Annotated in this window: 17 protein-coding genes; 5 read left to right on the top strand and 12 right to left on the bottom strand. The window is 63.9% G+C overall.

The features are described 5' to 3' along the window. Positions 1-199 precede the first annotated feature (199 nt). Together ACIGJE_RS07535 and ACIGJE_RS07530 are read right to left on the bottom strand one after the other, a co-directional pair. Positions 200-442 (bottom strand): hypothetical protein, encoded by a 243-nt coding sequence (locus ACIGJE_RS07535; protein WP_415086669.1) that lies wholly within the window; start codon positions 440-442, stop codon positions 200-202. Positions 443-532: 90 nt separating this feature from the next. Next, entirely contained in the window at positions 533-1,258 is a 726-nt protein-coding gene (locus ACIGJE_RS07530) for a DUF1223 domain-containing protein (protein ID WP_483679692.1), read from the bottom strand. A gap of 460 nt (positions 1,259-1,718) precedes the next feature. Here ACIGJE_RS07530 and efp point away from each other — a divergent pair, with 460 nt between their 5' ends. Then, the gene (gene efp, locus ACIGJE_RS07525; protein ID WP_311943894.1) at positions 1,719-2,285 is read left to right on the top strand and encodes an elongation factor P; all 567 of its coding nucleotides are present in this window, start codon (positions 1,719-1,721) and stop codon (positions 2,283-2,285) included. 261 nt (positions 2,286-2,546) lie between these two features. On the opposite strand, the gene ACIGJE_RS07520 is transcribed toward efp, so the two are convergent. From ACIGJE_RS07520 to ACIGJE_RS07500, 5 genes are all read right to left on the bottom strand, one after another. Continuing rightward, positions 2,547-3,011 carry a DUF805 domain-containing protein gene (locus tag ACIGJE_RS07520; RefSeq protein WP_311943892.1) on the bottom strand — a complete coding sequence of 155 codons (465 nt, stop codon included), beginning with the start codon at positions 3,009-3,011 and terminating at the stop codon, positions 2,547-2,549. 77 nt (positions 3,012-3,088) lie between these two features. After that, positions 3,089-3,784, bottom strand: a complete 696-nt coding sequence (gene pyrF / locus ACIGJE_RS07515) for an orotidine-5'-phosphate decarboxylase (protein WP_367625604.1) — start codon at positions 3,782-3,784, stop codon at positions 3,089-3,091. Between the two features lies 1 nt (position 3,785). Next, positions 3,786-4,403 (bottom strand): class I SAM-dependent methyltransferase, encoded by a 618-nt coding sequence (locus tag ACIGJE_RS07510; protein ID WP_311943889.1) that lies wholly within the window; start codon positions 4,401-4,403, stop codon positions 3,786-3,788. Positions 4,404-4,498: 95 nt separating this feature from the next. Beyond that, positions 4,499-5,635: a tRNA epoxyqueuosine(34) reductase QueG gene (gene queG, locus ACIGJE_RS07505; RefSeq protein WP_415087368.1), complete on the bottom strand. Its 1,137-nt coding sequence runs from the start codon at positions 5,633-5,635 to the stop codon at positions 4,499-4,501. 99 nt (positions 5,636-5,734) lie between these two features. Continuing rightward, positions 5,735-6,427 (bottom strand): glutathione S-transferase family protein, encoded by a 693-nt coding sequence (locus ACIGJE_RS07500; RefSeq protein WP_068297410.1) that lies wholly within the window; start codon positions 6,425-6,427, stop codon positions 5,735-5,737. A 477-nt stretch (positions 6,428-6,904) separates the two neighbouring features. Here ACIGJE_RS07500 and ACIGJE_RS07495 point away from each other — a divergent pair, with 477 nt between their 5' ends. Beyond that, positions 6,905-8,380 carry an MFS transporter gene (locus ACIGJE_RS07495; RefSeq protein WP_367625602.1) on the top strand — a complete coding sequence of 492 codons (1,476 nt, stop codon included), beginning with the start codon at positions 6,905-6,907 and terminating at the stop codon, positions 8,378-8,380. A gap of 292 nt (positions 8,381-8,672) precedes the next feature. After that, positions 8,673-10,118, top strand: coding sequence for an amidase (locus ACIGJE_RS07490; protein ID WP_483679687.1), 1,446 nt, complete (start codon positions 8,673-8,675; stop codon positions 10,116-10,118). A gap of 308 nt (positions 10,119-10,426) precedes the next feature. Here ACIGJE_RS07490 and pheS read toward each other — a convergent pair whose 3' ends face one another. Further along, on the bottom strand, positions 10,427-11,509 hold the full coding sequence (gene pheS / locus ACIGJE_RS07485; protein ID WP_311943882.1) for a phenylalanine--tRNA ligase subunit alpha: 1,083 nt from the start codon (positions 11,507-11,509) through the stop codon (positions 10,427-10,429). Positions 11,510-11,853: 344 nt separating this feature from the next. Here pheS and ACIGJE_RS07480 point away from each other — a divergent pair, with 344 nt between their 5' ends. Beyond that, complete coding sequence (locus ACIGJE_RS07480) at positions 11,854-12,195, top strand: metalloregulator ArsR/SmtB family transcription factor (protein WP_367625600.1); 342 nt, start codon at positions 11,854-11,856, stop codon at positions 12,193-12,195. 181 nt (positions 12,196-12,376) lie between these two features. Further along, a complete protein-coding gene (locus tag ACIGJE_RS07475; RefSeq protein WP_376717766.1) occupies positions 12,377-13,204 on the top strand; it encodes an LOG family protein in 828 nt (275 codons plus the stop codon). A gap of 6 nt (positions 13,205-13,210) precedes the next feature. Here the strand turns inward: ACIGJE_RS07475 and ACIGJE_RS07470 are convergent, their stop codons facing one another. The 4 genes from ACIGJE_RS07470 to rpmI form a co-directional block, all read right to left on the bottom strand. Next, positions 13,211-13,849: a hypothetical protein gene (locus tag ACIGJE_RS07470; protein WP_367625599.1), complete on the bottom strand. Its 639-nt coding sequence runs from the start codon at positions 13,847-13,849 to the stop codon at positions 13,211-13,213. Positions 13,850-13,968: 119 nt separating this feature from the next. After that, positions 13,969-15,384, bottom strand: a complete 1,416-nt coding sequence (locus tag ACIGJE_RS07465) for a DUF6880 family protein (RefSeq protein WP_483679684.1) — start codon at positions 15,382-15,384, stop codon at positions 13,969-13,971. Positions 15,385-15,514: 130 nt separating this feature from the next. Further along, positions 15,515-15,868: a 50S ribosomal protein L20 gene (gene rplT / locus ACIGJE_RS07460; RefSeq protein WP_311943875.1), complete on the bottom strand. Its 354-nt coding sequence runs from the start codon at positions 15,866-15,868 to the stop codon at positions 15,515-15,517. 37 nt (positions 15,869-15,905) lie between these two features. Continuing rightward, on the bottom strand, positions 15,906-16,106 hold the full coding sequence (gene rpmI / locus ACIGJE_RS07455; RefSeq protein ID WP_311943873.1) for a 50S ribosomal protein L35: 201 nt from the start codon (positions 16,104-16,106) through the stop codon (positions 15,906-15,908). Positions 16,107-16,243: the final 137 nt, after the last annotated feature.

Below are 16,243 nucleotides of genomic sequence, written 5' to 3'. Positions count from 1 at the left end.
CGATCGATGGTCATACTTACACGGCAGCTTCTTCACCCTCCCCTGGAGGGGGAGGGTCGGCCTGAAAGGCCGGGGTGGGGAGAAACTACGCAGTGCCTGACGATAAAGACGCTAGATTCTTTGCACAGACGCCACCCCACCCCGAAGCTTCGCTTCGACCCTCCCCCTCCAGGGGAGGGTGAAGAAGGTGGCGCCGAGATCACATCGCCTTCATGGCCTTGTGGTGCTTCTTCATCATCTTCTTCTTGGCCATTTTCTTCATCGGCTTCTTCATGGTGTCGCCCTTCATGGCATCACCCTGCATCGCATTCGGTTTCATCGTTTGCGATTGCATCGTGTTCGTCTGCGGCATCGCGTCCTGGGCCTGCGCCAAGGGGGCGGCGGCGAAAGCAAGCCCCAGGCCCAGCAAGCCCGCGGAGGCGAGTTTGGCAATACGATCCATGATCCGTTCCTTTCTGTGATTGCGCCTCGGCGCAGGGGAAGCCGGACGAGCCGTCCGGCGGGTCGAAGAGCTGTGACGGTTCGAGGTTCCTCAGTCGGTTGCGGCAGCCTGGATGGCGCCGCCATCCGGCGCCTGCAGCAGGATCGCCGTGTGCTGGCCGGCGGGCGCCCGTGCGATCGGCAGATCGAGTGCCTCGCCCTTCCAAAGTCCGAGCCGGACCAGATCGTGCACGACATTCTTGTGAGCCAGGGTGCGGCCGGCATTCTCGCCGGCGCGTACCGGCACCTCGACCTGCCTCGGGTCATAGCGCACCAGCCAGATGTCGAGGCTGGCCGGAGGCGAGGCCTGGCTGCCGATGACGACATGGCCGCCCGAGACGGCCAGGCTCGGACCTGCTCGCAACACAGCCGCGCCCGCGATCGCCGCATCCAGCTCGGCAAGCTCGTTGCCGACCAGGGACGCCCGGCCATTCACCACCATCTGCGGCGTGAAGGGGCCGCTCTGTCCGAGAGGCTTCTCATAGGCGATCTGGCGCTGCGTGTAGTCAGGGCGCGCGAAGACGTCCTTCCAGCCCAGCCGGTCCCAATAGGTGACACCGAAGCTCAGGGCCAGCACGCCGGGGCGCCGGCTGATCGCGGCCAGATTGGCATTGGCCGGCGGACAGGACGAGCAGCCCTGGCTGGTGAAGAGCTCCACCACGGTGAGCCGCCCCGCCTCGGCCGGCGCAACACTGCCGAGCGGCAGCAGGACCAACCCCAATCCCAGCGGAGCCAGCCGCCACAAGCCGGTGCGCGGCCTCCTGGTCGATCTCCTCATCAATGGCCTCATCAGTATTCGACCCGAGCGAGGGCCGCTTCCTAGAGCAAAGCGCGTTCATGACTGAACGCTTATTTGCTCTAACTCTTTGGTTCGACGCGTCTTTGCGATTCGAGGTGACTCTGCCAAATCGCAAAACGCTATTGGAATATTCGTCGAAGGATCGTCGTTCGTTACACGCTCACGGCCTCGTGATGACGTCGCGTGCAATCGAGAAATTCCGAGAAAGAGCGCGATGAGGCAGGAATTCGCTGCTGTTTCACCGATTCCCGGCGCTTCACGCTTTCGTTCAGCGGCGGGGCGGTGTAAGAGGCGCCCACAATCGTTCCTAGAGCAAAGCGCGTTTTGGTGAAAACGCACCTTTCCTCTAGCGCCTTGGTTCGACGCGTCCTTGCGATTTGGGGCATTCCACCGCATCGCAAAACGCTTTAGCTCACTTGAAAAGTTTCAGGACATCATCGTGAAGGTCATCGCCAGCCAGATCCGCAAAGGCAACGTCGTCGAGATCGACAATCAGCTCTATGTCGTGCTCAAGGCGGAAAGTTTCTTCCCGGGCAAGGGCACGCCCACCACGCAGATCGACATGCGCCGCCTGTCGGACGGTGTGAAGACCGTGCAGCGCTACCGCACCACCGAGCAGGTGGAGCGCGCCTTCATCGAGACCAAGTCGCACACCTATCTCTATGAAGACACGCATGGCTACGCCTTCATGAACATGGACAGCTATGAGCAGGTCTCGGTGCCCGCCGACGTGATCGGCGAGCAGTCGGTCTATCTGGCCGAGAACATGGAATGCCAGATCAGCCTCTATAACGGCGTGCCCGTGGCGATCGAACTGCCCGCCCGCGTCGTACTGGAAGTGACGGAGACCGAGCCGGTGACCAAGGGTCAGACCGCTTCCTCCTCCTACAAGCCCGCCACACTCTCCAACGGCGTGCGCACCACCGTGCCGCCGCACATCAGCGCCGGCACCCGCGTGGTGATCATGACGGAAGACGGTTCCTACGTCGAACGCGCCAAGGACTGATCCGGGAACGCCGACTTCTCAGCGAGATGCAAGAAGGCGCAGCCCGCGAGGCCTGCGCCTTTTTCATGCGTGATACCAGCCACAGTGAGCTTTGACCGATCTGGCAATGCGCCCGTCATCCCCAGCGAGCAAAGCGAGAGAAGGGGACCAGGGGCTGAACGACGCAGACCTTGGCCCTGGATTCCCTTCCCGCCGCCAGTGGCGGCGCCGGGAATGACATGTCAAGTTTCAATGACTTGTCGCGGACGAATGGCTCGGCCCCTATTCGAACGTCTCGACGGCTTGCGTCAGCGCCATCCTTTCGTCAGGCGCCGGCCCGTAGCGATTGGCGCCGCGTTTGCCGGGGATGAAACCGAGGATGATGAGGCAGGCTGAGGCGAACATAATCACTGCACCTGTCACGAGGATGGCGCCGTTGAGGGGCACCCTATCGTTCATGACCAGATAGAACATCAGGGAGGGCGTCGCCCCCGAGACGAAAATCACGACTCTGGCGACCCATGGCGAGGCACCGATGTCGGAGAGCCGTCGGCCGCCGAGCCAAGCCAGCAGAGCGGCGAAAAAGAGCATGAGGCCAGAGCGCCGGAGCCCCGCTCCCACTTGCATCGTTTCGAAGATAAGAATGCCCAGCGCGAAACAACCCACCACCAAGCCGACGCCCAGCCAATAAGGCAGACGGCGCAAGCGACCTTTTTCACGAAAGAGCTGGAGCAAGATCTGCGGCATGACGGGGCTCTGGCTGTCGCGACTCTGTCGTTGCTATCACAGACCAGGCGTCGGAGCGAAATCGGCCTCGGTTCGCCTCAAGTCACCGCCGCCGCGATCTCCGCCTGGATCGCCTCGGCCGCCGCCTTGGGATCGGGCGCCGCCACGATGGGCCGGGCCACCACCAGATGGTCGGCCCCGGCGCGGATGGCGTCACCGGGCGTCATCACCCGCTTCTGGTCGCCGCTGTCGCTGCCGGCGGGGCGTACGCCCGGGGTCACCAGCAGCATGCTGTCGCCGACCCGGTTGCGGGTCGAGGCAACCTCTTCCGGCGACATCACCAGGCCGGGCACGCCGATCGCCATGGCCTGGGTCACCCGCTGGGCCACGAGTTCGCCGACACCCTTGCCATAGCCGGCTTCGGCCAGGTCGGCATCGTCATAGGAGGTCAGGACAGTGACGGCGAGGATCTTCAGGTCCGAGCCGCGGGCACCTTCCACGGCAGCCCGCATGGTCTGCGGAAAGGCGTGGATGGTGAGGAAAGTCATGCCCATTCCGGCAATGGCCTCGACCGCCTTGGTCACGGTGTTGCCGATGTCGTGCAGCTTCATGTCGAGGAAGATCTTCTTTCCCGAACGCGCCAGGTCCTGGGCGAAGGGCAGACCGCCATTGAAGACGAGCTGATAGCCGATCTTGTAGAAGGTCACGCTGTCGCCGAGCTCGGTTACCAGGGCTTCGGCCTTGGCGACGCTGTCGACATCCAGGCCACAGATCAGGCGGTCTTTCGTATTCAAATCAGTTCCTCAGGAGTTGGCGATAGGTCCAGACGCGGGCGGGCGGCACGTTGCGCCAGATCCTCGGCGACGCCTGCCAGGTGAAGAAGGCGTTCTTGGTGGGAATCGGCGAGGCCAGCGAATAGGTGAACTGGATGAAAGCGGCGTCGGGCTGCATCAGCGTGAAGGCCTGGGCCAGGAGGTCGAGGCGCTGCCGCTCGGGCTTGGTCAGCAGCGGCAGGCCACAGACCACGGCGGCCGCCTTGTCGGCAAGCCGGCCCTCCAGTGTCTTGGCGAGAGCATAGGCATCGCCCTGCACCACCGTTGCCTTGGGAAAACGCTGCGACAGGAGATCGCAAAATTGCGGGCTGTATTCGACCAGCACCAGGCGGTCCTCGGCGACGCCGCGCTCCACCAAGGCCTGGGTGATCGGACCTGTGCCGGGCCCGATTTCCACCACCGGGCCTTCCGAGGCGGGATCGACGCAATTGGCCATCGCCTTGGACAGGAAGGGGCTGGAGGGGGTGATCGACCCCATCTGCAGGGGCTTTTCGGTCCAGCTGCGGAAAAACTGGGCGGCCTCACCGAAACGTCTGGATGGCTTGCAATTGTCCCGTCGCGCGCCGCCCTTATGGACCATCGGCCTGCTCCTTGCTTGCCCCGTTCGCATCGCTATTGGCGAACGCCGCCGCCGTCAAGCGGTCCCTGCGTCCGTTCTTAATATCACCGTCAATATTAGGCGCCTTGATGCATCGGCGCCGCATGACCCGCCGCCCGCCATTCCGCCTTCACATCGGCATCGGTTTCGTCGTCCCGTCGCCAGGCCTGGGCTGCCAGGCGGGCCGGGGCGAGTCTGGCGAGCGCCCAGACCGCCATGGCGCGCACCAGGGCCGCTTCATCGCCGAGGAGCCCCTCGACCACCTCGATCAGGCCCGGATCGCCGGAATTGCCGATGGCGATGAGCACGTTGCGGATGAAGCGGTCCCGCCCGATGCGCTTCACCGGGTTCTTGGCGAACAGCGCCCGAAAGGCCGGATCGTCCAGGCGCGCCAGGTCCGCCAGGCGCGGGGCTCGCAAGTCCTCGCGCGCCTTGAGCTTGTGTTCACGGGCCGTCACCGCGAACTTGTTCCACGGGCAGGCCGCCAGGCAATCGTCGCAACCATAGATCCGGTTGCCGATCGCCTCCCTGAACTCGGCCGGGATGGGGCCCTTGTTCTCGATGGTGAGATAGGAGATGCAGCGCCGGGCATCGAGCCGGTAGGGCGTAGGAAAGGCGGCGGTCGGGCAGGCATCGAGGCAGGCGCGGCAGGAACCGCAACGATCCCGCTCCGGCGCATCGGCCTCGATCTCGGTGGCGCTGAAGATCGAGCCGAGAAAGAGCCAGGAGCCGAAATCCCGGCTGACCAGATTGGTGTGCTTGCCCTGCCAGCCCAGGCCTGCCGCTGCGGCGAGAGGCTTTTCCATCACCGGCGCGGTGTCGACGAAGACCTTGAGCGGCGCGCCCGTCACCTCGCCCCACCAGCGCCCCAGGCTTTTCAGCCGCTTCTTGATGACGTCGTGATAGTCGTCGCCCTGGGCATAGACCGAGATCAGGCCGCCGGACCGATCGGCAAGCCCTGCCATCGGGTCCCGGTCGGGGCCGTAATTGACGCCGAGCATGATGATGCTGCGCACCTCCGGCCAGAGCGTGGCTGGGGTGCCGCGCTGGTCGGCGCGCTCCTCCATCCAGCCCATCTCGCCATGGAAGCCCTCCTCCAGGAAGCGGCGCAGGCGCGCTGGCGCCTCAGGGATGGCGTCGGGCGTGGTTACGCGGACGACATCGAAGCCTTCCGCTTCGGCGCGCTGGAGGAGCTGTGTCTTGAGAGGCGTCACGGCGAGCCTGCCCGGGACCGCCGGCTTCCAGCCGGCTCCTGGAGCCGTCGCGCTCGCCGCAGAAGCAGAAGCCGGCAAGGATGCCGGCGGTCCCGGAAACTAGAAATCGAGATCCGCATAGGTTGCCGAAGGCGGCGTTCCCCGCAGCGTCTCGGCCAGCAGCGGCCGGAAAGAGGGACGCGACTTGAGGCGCGCATACCATTCCTTGGCGGCCTGGTCCTCGTCCCAGGGCACGTCGCCGAGATAGTCGACGATCGACAGATGCGCCGCGGCCACGAAATCGGCGTAGGAGAGCCTGTCTCCCGCCAGCCAGTTCCGCCGCCGCACCAGATATCCGACATAGCGCAGATGATAGCGCACATTCGATTTGGCCGCACGGATCGCGGCCGTATCCGGCGAGGAACCGCCCTCGCCGATCGGCAGGAAACGCTTCAGGATCTTCTCCGTGATCAGATATTCACTGACCTCGGCATAGAATTTGATGCTGAACCATTCGATCAGGCGGCGGGTCTCCACACGCGCCCTGGCGTCGCGCGGCAGCAGGCGCTGCTCGCCGAGGGCATCGCCATAGGCTTCGTCGAGATATTCGCAGATCGGCGAGGCGCCGGGCACGATCAGGCCGGTGGCGTCGATCATCACGGGAAGCACGCCGGCCGGATTCATGTGCAGGAAGGCCTCGCGCCGCTCCCAGGGCTTTTCCTCGACCAGATCGGTCGCCACGTCCATTTCGCTGAGCACGAGGCGGATGAAGCGCGATTGCGGGTCGACAGGATGATGAAAAAGCTTGGCCATTGAACCGTGAATCTGGAAACCGCGGATGGAGGCCCGGATGGGGCGAAGCGGATAACCGGTATACCCCCCCGTACAACCGCCCGGCAACCGCCTTGCGCGAATAGAACACAGGCTCTGCGGTTGGCGGCGGAAAATGGGCGGCGGAGGTTAACGAAAAATTGACGCCGCGAGGGCCCGGCACTTCGTGACCCTCGACCTGACGCGAGACCGCCTTTCGAACCAACTTCCATCGGGCGCATTCGTCATTGCACCATATGGCGAAATAAATTGGAGACCAGGAATACGGCGACGATGGAAGGCGGCAGATCTCGCAATCTGCGAGCGGTCCATTCCGCAGTCATCAACCTATCCGTCTGTTATGTCATTGCTCAGAGGTATCATTGGAAGCATTGACACGAGGCCATTCAGGGTCGAATTGTTACAAAAAATTAACAAACAATAGTGTGGGACGAACATCACGCTGCAAGGAGCATGATCATGCCGGTAGACATGACCGACGGCAAAGCCATCCGCAGCCTCATTCCGGCACGCATGGACCGACTGCCCTGGGCTCGTTTCCACTGGATGGTCGTGGTGGGCCTGGGCATCAGCTGGATCCTCGACGGCATCGAGATCCAGCTCGTTTCAGCCTCCGGTTTCCAGAAGAGCCTGGGCATGACCAGCGCCGAAGTCGGCTTCGCCGGCACGATCTACCTGATCGGCCAGGTGGTCGGCGCCTTGTTTTTCGGGCGGCTGACCGACCGCTGGGGCCGCAAGAAACTGTTTATCATCACCCTGGCGATCTATCTGGTCGGCTCCGGCGTGGCGGGCTTGGCCTGGACGCCCTGGTTCCTCTATCTCTGGCGCTTCGTCGCCGGTCTCGGCATCGGCGGAGAATATACCGCGATCAATTCGGCCATCGACGAACTCATCCCGGCCAAATATCGCGGCCGGGTCGACATCGCCGTCAACGGCACCTATTGGGCCGGCGCCATGCTGGGCGCCGTCGGCAGCTTCTTTCTGCTCGACCACACCTTGTTTGCCGAGAATGTCGGCTGGCGCATCGCCTTCTTCATCGGGCCGGTGCTCGGTCTCGTCATCATCTTCCTGCGCCGGCACATCCCCGAAAGCCCGCGCTGGATGGTCACCCATGGCCAGGACAAGGAAGCCGAGACCATCGTCGAGGGCATCGAGGCCAGCGTGCGCGCCCAGGGCGTGACGCTGCCGCCGGTCGACGAGAGCAAGGCGATGTATATCAAGCCCGAGGAATCGGTGCCTTTCGCCAAGCTGATCGACGTGTTCTTCCGCGAATATCCCTCGCGCACCTTCCTCGGCATCACCATGATGGTGACGCAGTCCTTCCTCTACAACGCGATTTTCTTCACCTACGCCTTGGTGCTGAAGAATTTCTATCATCTCAACGAGTCGCAGACGGCGCTCTATTTCTTCCCCTTCGCCATCGGCAATCTGATCGGGCCGCTGCTGCTCGGGCCGCTGTTCGACACCGTCGGCCGGCGCAAGATGATCTTCGGCACCTATGTGCTGGCGGGGGCGGTGCTACTGGTCTCGGCCTATCTGTTCAAGCAGGGCAGCCTGACGGCGAACACCCATACGCTGTTCTGGTGCGTCTCCTTCTTCTTTGCCTCGGCGGGGGCTTCCTCGGCCTATCTCACCGTCAGCGAGATCTTCCCCCTGGAAGTGCGCGGCCAGGCGATCTCCTATTTCTTCGCCGTCGCCCAGATCGTCGGTTCGATGGGGCCGCTGATCTTCGGCTATCTGGTCGGCGAGGGCACCGAGCGCGACCCGCTGTTCTGGGGCTATGTCGTCGGCTCGGGAGTGATGATCTTCGGCGGCGTGGTGGCCCTGTTCTACGGCGTCGATGCCGAAGGCAAGGGCCTGGAAGACATCGCAGCACCGCTGACCAAGGTCGCCGTCACCGTCGAAGGCGCCCTAGGGCCGCAGGCGCTGCGCTAGCATCACGGTTGGTTTGCACGACGAAGTGCAGGATGTGCGGAGTGTCAGCCTCCGGCCGACATCTTACCGAGCCGCAAGGGCTTGGCTTTCAAGATGTCGGCCGGAGGCTGACACTCCCAATCCGGGAAATGCGACTGTAGTACTGCGGCGTTTCGCGATTTGACGCAGGCCCCGGAACCGCAAAGGCGCAGCGGACAAGGCAAGAGATCGTGGAAGGAGGGGCATCCAATTCCACTTCATTTCCTTCCAGACTGGCGGCCATCGCAGGCCGATCGAAGAAATGGGTGAGGAAATGGCTGCCGTCACGGAGGATCTCGTCAAGCTCTATGCTCAGTCCGATGCCTTGGCGCTCGGAGAGCTGGTGCGGGCCAAGCAGGTCAAGGCTTCGGAACTGGTCGAGACGGCGATCGAACTCGTCGGCCGTCTCGATCCCAAGCTGAACAGCGTTGTCATCCCGACCTTCGACGTCGCGCGGCAGGTCGCGGAGGCACCGGGCTCCGGCCCGTTCGCGGGCGTGCCGTTCCTGCTCAAGAATCTCGGCACGCAATGGCAGGGCACGCCGCTGACTTCGGGGCTCGCTTATCTCCAGAACTATGTCTGCCCTGCCGATTCCGAAATCGGCGGCCGCATGCGCGCCTCCGGCCTGGCACCGATCGGGCGCAGCAACACGCCCGAATATGGCTGGTGCATTTCGACCGAGCCGCGCCTCTACGGCCCGACCGTCAATCCCTGGAATCCGGCCGTTACCGCCGGTGGCTCGAGTGGCGGCTCGGCGGCGGCCGTCGCCGCCCGCATCGTGCCGATCGCCGATGCCTCCGATGGCGGCGGTTCGATCCGCGTACCGGCCTCCTGTTGCGGCGTGGTCGGCCTGAAGCCTTCGCGCGGCCGGGTCAGCTACGGGCCCTTCGATGCGGATCTGTGGTTCGGCTGCATCTATTTCCTGTGCAACAGCCGCAGCGTGCGCGACACCGCCGCCTTTCTCGACGTCGTCGCTGGCAACCTGCCGGGCGATCCCTATACGGCGCCGCGCCCTGACGAGAGCTGGCTGTCGCTGCTCGCCAGGCGCCCCAAGGGGTTGAAGATCGGCTATACGCTCACCGCCCCCTTCGGCGAGCCCTATGCGCCCGAGGTGAAGGCGGCCGTCGAGGACACCGTCAGGCTGCTGGAGAGCCTCGGCCACGGCACGGAGGAATATCGCTTCGAGGTCGATCTCGAGGAGGCCTGGTGGCGCTACAACGACATCATCGCGGTGGAGACCTCGACCGAGTTCACCCAGCACGCCCAATTCGCCGGACGCCCGCCGGAGGAAGCCGATCTCCAGCCCTTCAACTGGTCGATGCTGGAATATGCCAAGACCCTGTCGGCGACGCAGTATTCGGCCAGCATCGGCGCCGTGCGCAAGGCGGCCCAGCGCATCGCCACCGAACTCGCCCCCTTCGACGTCTTCATCACGCCCACTTTGACCCAGCCGCCGCGCCCCGTCGGCTACTGGTCGATGGAGGATGGCCATCGCGAGCGCTACCTGGCGCGCTGGTCGGATGCCGCCTTCATGTTCGCCTTCAACATCTCCGGCCTGCCGGCGATGTCGGTGCCGCTCGGCATGGCCGACGGCAACAAACCCGTGGGCATCCAGTTCGTCGGCCGCCATGGCGACGAGGCGACGATCCTGCAGCTCGCCGCGCAGGCGGAGGAAGCCGCCCCCTGGATCGGGCGCAAGCCGCAGGTGTGTGCGATCTGACAATTGCGGTCTGACAATCGTGATCTGAAGCGTCGCGCTGCCCCTCACCCTTACCCTCTCCCCGTAAGAACGGGGCGAGGGGGGCATCGGCGCGGAGCTCGAAGTCCGAGCCGGTCCGTCTCGCCCAGCCGTTGGGCGAGACTCAGAATCGTGAAGATAAGCCGCAACGCTTGCGGACCCCTCTCCCCGTTCTTACGGGGAGAGGGTACGGGTGAGGGGCAGCACTAGGGCTGGCCACATCATGAAAAAGCCCTCCCCGGCACAATCGGGGAGGGCTTTTCAGATCTGCCTCGATCGGTCCTGCGATCTCAGGCCGTCAGGCCGCCGGCCAGGCTCGGCAGGTCGAAGGGGCGGAAGCCGAAATGGGAGAGCCAGCGCACATCGGCGTCGAAGAAGGGGCGCAGATCCGGCATGCCATATTTCAGCATGGCGATGCGGTCGATGCCCATGCCCCAGGCAAAGCCCTGATATTCGTCGGGATCGAGGCCGCAATTGCGCAGCACGTTGGGATGCACCATGCCGCAGCCCAGGATCTCCAGCCAGTCCTCGCCCTCGCCGAAGCGGATCTCGCCACCCTTGCGCGAGCACTGGATGTCGACTTCCATCGACGGCTCGGTGAAGGGAAAGAAGGAGGGGCGGAAGCGCATCTTCACCGACGGCACCTCGAAGAAGGCGCGGCAGAATTCCTCCAGCACCCACTTCATGTGGCCGACATGGCTCACCTTGTCGATGACTAGCCCCTCGACCTGATGGAACATCGGGGTATGGGTCTGGTCGCTGTCATGGCGATAGGTGCGCCCGGGCACGACGATGCGGATCGGCGGCTTCTGGCTCAGCATGGTGCGGATCTGCACCGGGCTGGTATGGGTACGCAGCACCTTGCGCTCGCCCTTTTCGTCGGGCGCCAGGAAGAAGGTGTCGTGCATCTCGCGGGCCGGATGGCCGGGCGGGAAGTTGAGCAAAGTGAAGTTGTATTCGTCCGTTTCGATATCCGGACCTTCGGCGATGGCGAAGCCCATATCGGCGAAGATGGCGGTGATCTCGTCGATCACCTGGCTGATCGGATGGATGCGGCCGAGTTCGGTGCCGGTCTCGCGCACCGGCAGCGTGACGTCGAGGGCCTCGGCTACCAGGCGCGCCTCGAGCGCCGCCGCCTTCAGCACGGTCCTGCGCTCGGCCAGCGCCGCGGTGACGCGATCCTTCACCACATTGATGGCGGCGCCGGCTTCCCGGCGCTCTTCCGGCGCCATCTTGCCAAGGGTGGCCAGGCGCTCGGAGATCGAGCCCTTCTTGCCGAGCGCCGAGACACGCACCGCCTCCAGGGCCGCCTCGTCGGCGGCAGCGGCAATCTCGGACAACAGGGTCGTTTCCAGGCTGGTCAGGTCGTTCATCGTCACTTCCTCAAATCGAGGTGCCTTCTAGCCTATTTCGGGCGGAAAAGGGAACCGCATTCGACAGGCTGGGCAAAACCGATTTGGCGCGCCAAATAACGGTTTTGCGCTCGCATCACCGGGAAAAGTGGGAATCAAGCAGGCCGATAGCCCATGCAAAATGGCGCCCTTCGAGTCCCGCAACCGGCTGCGATGCGCTTCCCATGCGCATTTTCACCCCCTCTCTTCGCCGATATGAGTCGTTCACTTATTCGTTAATTAGCTAATTAATCAATATTGCAAATATTTAAAAATACGTGTTATCAAAGACTTGAGGTCAAAGTGATGGAAACGGCGAACGAACAATGACAATCGACAAGGTCTTCGAAGCGCTTTCCTCGCCTCCGCGGCGGCAAATTTTGGCCGACCTGTCGAGGGCGGACATGACCGCCGGGCAGGTGGTCGAAACGCTCGCCGACTCCATGTCGGCGCCCTCGGTGTCCAAGCATCTTTCCATCCTGGAGAATGCCGGGCTGGTCCGACGCGAGCGGCGCGGCCAGAACGTGCATTACGGCCTCAAGCGCGACGCGCTCGCCAACACGCTTCTGGAATTCCTGTCCGCCTTCGAGCCGGCCGCCAAACCCGACGGTGCCGACTCCGCGCTCGAACGCATCCGCCGCAACATGCTGTCAGGGCGCGGGCTCTAGGGCCTGTCGCCGGGTGCACGGGCATCTTGCCCGTTCTTCTTCGCCGGCAAACCCCGTGTCTCCAAGAACGGGCAAGATGCCCGTGCACCCGAGAACTTCCCCTGCACCCCCTGGGGTCTTGCAGTGTCGGGCACAACGGCTCAATAGAGTCGGACTGTCATATGTTTGATGCAAGGTTTCCATGCCGTCTCCCGACAATTCCGCGCCCACCAACATGCTGTCCACCGTCGAGGCCCTGGCCCCCGAGACGCGCGCGAAGGTCGATGAACTGCAGCGGACCGAAGCGCCCGCCTACCGCCTGGCCGCGCTCGATCCCGACTTCATGCTGGGTGACTCCACCCGCGGCGTGCGCTTCCAGCTCGAATATGCCAAGGCGCAGGAGGGGATGAAGGCGGCCCATATCCGCTCCACCATCGTGGTGTTCGGATCGGCCCGCGTCAGCGAGAACGCCCCGGGCAATCGCGGCCGCTGGTACAAGGAAGCCCGCGATTTCGGCTACATCGCCTCGCGTCGCGGCGGCGCCCTCAACGAGGATGGCGGTGGGCGCTTCAACGTGATCGCCACCGGCGGCGGCCCGGGCATCATGGAGGCGGCCAATCGTGGCGCCGCCGAAGCCGGCGCGCCCACCATCGGCTTCAACATCACCCTGCCGCATGAGCAATATCCCAATCCCTACACCACGCCGTCCCTTACCTTCCGCTTCCACTACTTCGCCATGCGCAAGATGCACCTCGCCATGCATTCGGCAGCGCTGGTGGTGTTTCCGGGCGGTTTCGGCACGCTCGACGAATTGTTCGAGATCATCACCCTACGCCAGACCGGCAAGATGTCCTTCTGCCCGATCGTGCTGATGGACAAGGCCTATTGGACCAGAATCATCAATTTCGAGGCCCTGGCCGAGGAAGGTTTCATCAAGGCCGAGGACCTGACCCTGTTCGACTTCGCCGAGACGGCGGAGGAGTGCTGGTCGATCCTGGAGCGCAAGGGTTTGACGGCACCATCGGAATAGCGGCTCTCAAGGCGTCTGCGCCTTGTCGCACCAGTTCAGCTCCTTCGGCTTGAACGCCGGCCTTTGGCCTTCGATGTTGCCCATCTCGGCCACATAGGCCTTGGTGACGTCATCGGCGCGCTCGAACAGGAAGACTTTCTGCTGGTCGCAGCCGCGTCCCGGCACCCAGCCGGCCTCGTCGAGGCGACGGCTTTTCCCCGTGTCGTCGACGAGCCGGCCGATCACCTTGTCGAGCGAGCCATCGGGCTTGAAGAAAACCCAGCCTTCACGCTTCAGGCGGGCATCCCGATTCGGCCCCTCCGCACTGTTGACCGTCGTCATGACGGTATGCGTGAGCGCAGGCCGGCCATCGACCTGGAAACAATAGATCGCGGAAACGGCGTGGATGCCGTCGATCAGCGTCTCCGTCCGCAACACCGCCGGCTGCCCGGCAATGGCCATTTCCTGGCTCCAATAGGCGAAGTTGTCGCCATAGCCGTTGAAGAAGTCGCGCCGCCAGCCGATCCAGTCATCGGGCTGGCTCGCCATCCTGTCCTGGCAAGCCTGCCAGGCCCGCACGAACGGCTCGGGAAGCGCCTCCTCCGCCTGCACCTGGCTGGCGGCGATGGCGACGAGCAATCCGATCATGAGTGACTTGCCGGCCATGCAGCCCTCCCGGACGGTTCCGCAACCGAACCTATCTATCGGCGCGTGGATAGGGCCGCCATTCTCCAGGGAACAGGAAACCCACCGCCTTCATCATCGCAAGATCGGGCTCGTATCGGCTATTTGGCGACATGCGCCCAGAAACTCGCCTTGCGGCCATGCTGCTGGCGTAGATAAGCCTGCCAATCGGCATGGCTGAGCCGGCCGAGCTTCGCCAGCGCTGCGGGATCGAGCCGTGTCGCCAGATCGTCCAGCTTGGCGAGATAGGCGGCACCATGGCCATAGGCGGCCGATTTGCCTTTCGTCAGGATCTCTTCCACCAGGGCGCGGTAGAGCAGGGTCGCGGCCAAAGGCTGCTCTTCCTGCAGCCGATCCGCCACCGATTGCAGCACCTGGTAGTGCCTACCATCCCAGACCAGCCCGAAATCGAGCACCAGCCGGGCGGCGTAATCCAGTCGCGGCCACTCGCTCAGGAAATAGAGCGCGCGGTAGCGCGTCTTCGCGGCCAGGGCATGGGAGAACGCCCTGTCGAGAACCTCGAACTCGGCGAAATCGTCGAGCCTGGCCAGATAAGCGCGCAGAATATCGGCATTGAGCGTCGCCTCGAAAGTCGCCCAGCGCAGATCCTGGGCCTCCTGCCCGCGGCCGAGCGCCTCCAGGATGCGCGCCTTGAGGGCGCTCCGAGCCGGCAGACGGAAATCCCGTTTTGTCACGCCGTCCGCCAGATCCAGGGCATCGGCATAAGCCAGCCGTGACGGCTCCTCGATATCGAGCCAGGCCAGCGCTTCCTCGGCCCGCCCGGCATCGAGCAGCCTTTCGGCAACGGCGAGCCCGTCGCGGAGCTGGCCGGGCTTCTGGCTTTCCAGGGCGACCCAGCCATCGAGATCGCCCCGCTGCAGAGCGATGGTCTGGCGCAACTCCCGATAGGAATGCGCCACATAGGCCGATTTCAGCGCCACGACCTTGTCCGCCAGCAGGCGATCCCATCGATCGAGATCATGCGCCGAGGCCCGCTCCAGGAGGGAGGCGATTATGCCGGGCGCGACATCGCCGGCCCGGTCAACGAAGGTCATCACCCTGTCGGGCAGCCCGGCCCGATCGGCCGGTTCGAGCCGAACCGCCAGCGGTCCGAGCGCTGCAGCCGCCGCGCCATAGAGGTCTTCCAGGCGGCCGGAGGACAAGGTTCGCGCGAAAACACCGCCGGCAGTGGCAAGGAAACGCAGCAGGAGATCAATGGCGAGCGGAGCCGAGGCGGGGCCGATCTCGTCGGTGATGCTGGCCAGCGTCGCCGCCAGATCCTTCTCGAATTCCTTGATCCTGGGCCAGTCGATGAAGGAGCGCGCTTTCTCCAGGGCCGCAAGGCGCCGTTCCACCAGCTTGGCGACGGCCTCGGGCCCCTGCGTGCCGGCCAACGCCGCGATCACCCGCTTGCGGAAGGCGGGATTGGCCTGCGCCTCCTCGACAATCAGCTCCGCCAGCTTGGCCGGTCCGAGTTCGGCAAGGGTTGCTGCCGTGAATTTCGACTTCGCTGCCATGCCGGCACCTCCGAATCGCTGCCGGGGCTTGCCTCAGTGTGCAGGCTTCGGCGTGGTTCGAAAGCCCAAAAGAAAAACCCGCCGCGTTGCCGCGGCGGGTTTTTCAGGAAACATGTTCGATCAAGGGCGCTCAGGCAGCAGCCTTGACCTTCTCGACCAGGGCCTTGAAGGCTTCCGGCTCGCGGATGGCGAGGTCGGAAAGCACCTTGCGGTCGATCTCGATACCAGCCTTGGCCAGGCCGGCAATGAACTTCGAGTAGGTCAGGCCGAGCTCGCGGACAGCGGCATTGACGCGCTGGATCCACAGAGCGCGCATGTTGCGCTTCTTGAGCTTGCGGCCGATATAGGCGTATTGCATCGAACGATCGACCGCCTGCTTGGCGATACGGATCGTATTCTTGCGGCGGCCGTAAAAGCCCTTCGCCGCGTCGAGTGTCTTCTTGTGCTTCGCATGGGCGGTAACGCCCCGTTTCACGCGTGCCATCTGCTGATCTCCTTAAGGTTTCGCGTTGCCGTGGCGATCAGCCGTTCGGCAGGAAATACTTCTTCACGTTTTCGCCGTCCGTCTTGAAGAGGACGCGCGTGCCGCGAAGCTTGCGGATCTGCTTGTTGGTACGCTTGATCATGCCGTGGCGCTTGCCCTGCTGAGCGTGCACCACTTTGCCCGATCCCGTGATCTTGAAGCGCTTTTTGGCGCCCGACTTGGTCTTCATCTTGGGCATTTTGCTCGTCTCCGAATAAAAAAGGCGCCGAAACCTTGTGGGTTCCGCCACCGGTAAGCCGTGTGCTTTTGGAAAAGCGCCCGAGCCAACAACATCGCCACGGCAGCCCTTATCAGCCGGTCGATGCGGGGAAGCCG

The organism is Labrys sp. E2SS-1L (assembly GCF_057073705.1).
Note: the sequence above shows the minus strand (reverse complement) of the source record. Positions and strands in the feature narration are given on the sequence as shown.